Below are 1,656 nucleotides of genomic sequence, written 5' to 3'. Positions count from 1 at the left end.
CGTTTATGCATACCTCTAATAAGGGGATTGCGGGTGTTTATCCCCTGAGCACGTAAGGATACTGAGACCACCTATTTGGAGGTTCTCATGGTACAGGTCACTTTTGAAATCAAGCAACAACCGGCATCCGTGATCGCACAGTTGCCAGGGGAAACCATTGTGCTAGCGCCTCTGTGGTTGCGGGAGCGCTGCCAGGACGCTGTCAGTCTTGATGTCACTACTCAGCAAAGACTGTTTAACCCGCATAACCTTCCTGACGGCATCACTCTGGTAGAAGCAGAGGCCAAAGGCGTAGATCAGGCATGGCTGTCATTCAGTGATGGTTATGCGGGGCTGTATGACCTCACGGAGTTTCGTGCCGACTTCGATCCGTTGGATGGCCTGCCAACGCCCATCAGTTGGAAGAGCAACATTGACACCCAACTCATCTACATCGACTTCAACCGACTGACCGACTTCGATTATCGACTGGAGGCGTTCAGCAAGTTTTTGACCTACGGGGTTGTCGTTATCCAGTACGTGCCCACCGAAGCAGAGTCAGTTCTGGATGTAGGCAAAATCTTCGGCCAGGTGCGCGAAACTAATTTCGGCAAGTACTTCGAGGTCTACTCCCGGCCTAACTCCAATGACCTGGCCTATCGCTCGATTCACCTCGATCCTCATACCGATAACCCCTATCGCGACCCGATGCCTGGCATCCAGCTCTTGCACTGCCTGATCAACGAAACATCGGGAGGCCTCTCTACACTCGTAGACAGTCTCGCGGTCGCAGAGCAGCTCAAGCTGGAAGATCCTGAAGGCTTCGAACTGCTGGCCAACGTGCCGGTACGTTACCGCCACGTCGACAACGACGTGGAGTTGATTGAACGCCGGCCGATCATCATGACTGACGCGCTAGGCCGAATGACAGGTGTCAGCTATAGCCCGCGCCTCGACTATCTACCGCTGCTGAATGAACACGACATGGCCATATTCCACYGTGCACGTCGTCGCATGGGGGAGCTCTTTGTGGATCCGGCATTCGAGCGACGTTTCAAGCTGGAGAAGGGCGAGTTGCAAATGTTCAACAACACCCGTGTCCTCCATGGACGGACGAGCTTTGATACCAATGAAGGTCGCCGCCATCTGCAAGGTTGCTACATGGATATGGACGGCCCCAAAGGCATCTACAAAGCCATGAAAAGAAGCTTGAAAGCTCAATAAGATTCGAAAGCCTGAGGACTGATGATGGAAACCGTAGCCTTTACCCAAATGAAAGACGGCACCAAAGCCGAATATGAAATGCTGACCCAGCTGGAAACTGATTTCGCAAAGGAGCTGCCCGACCGCATTCTCAAATGCTTGCGGGATCTTGAGCACTCTCTGAGCGGTTACAAGGTGAGCAGGCTAGCTCACTCGCTTCAGACCGCGTGTAGGGCTGAGGACGCTGGTGCAGACGAGGAAATGGTGGTTGCAGCGCTGATCCATGACCTGGGTGACGAGATCGCCCCCTACAACCACTCCCAGTATGCAGCATCCATCCTTCGCCCATATGTTCGTCCAGAGGTGACCTGGGTCATCAATTATCACGGCCTCTTCCAGAACTACTACTACGTGCACTTCTTCGGCGGTGATCGTAATGAGCGGGATCTGTACAAGGATCACCCGTACTACGAG

Annotated in this window: 2 protein-coding genes; both read left to right on the top strand. The window is 53.5% G+C overall.

Annotation, left to right across the window (positions count from 1 at the left end; translation table 11 throughout):
- The first annotated feature begins 87 nt into the window (after positions 1–87).
- Positions 88–1,203 carry a TauD/TfdA family dioxygenase gene (locus AC1DH9_RS28745; protein WP_477809290.1) on the top strand — a complete coding sequence of 372 codons (1,116 nt, stop codon included), beginning with the start codon at positions 88–90 and terminating at the stop codon, positions 1,201–1,203.
- 24 nt (positions 1,204–1,227) lie between these two features.
- On the top strand, positions 1,228–1,656 hold a 429-nt coding region (locus AC1DH9_RS28740), incomplete at its 3' end, for an HD domain-containing protein (protein ID WP_477809289.1).

Source organism: Pseudomonas sp. 05T35 (genome assembly GCF_056396605.1).
This window is presented reverse-complemented; position numbering and strand designations above follow the sequence as displayed.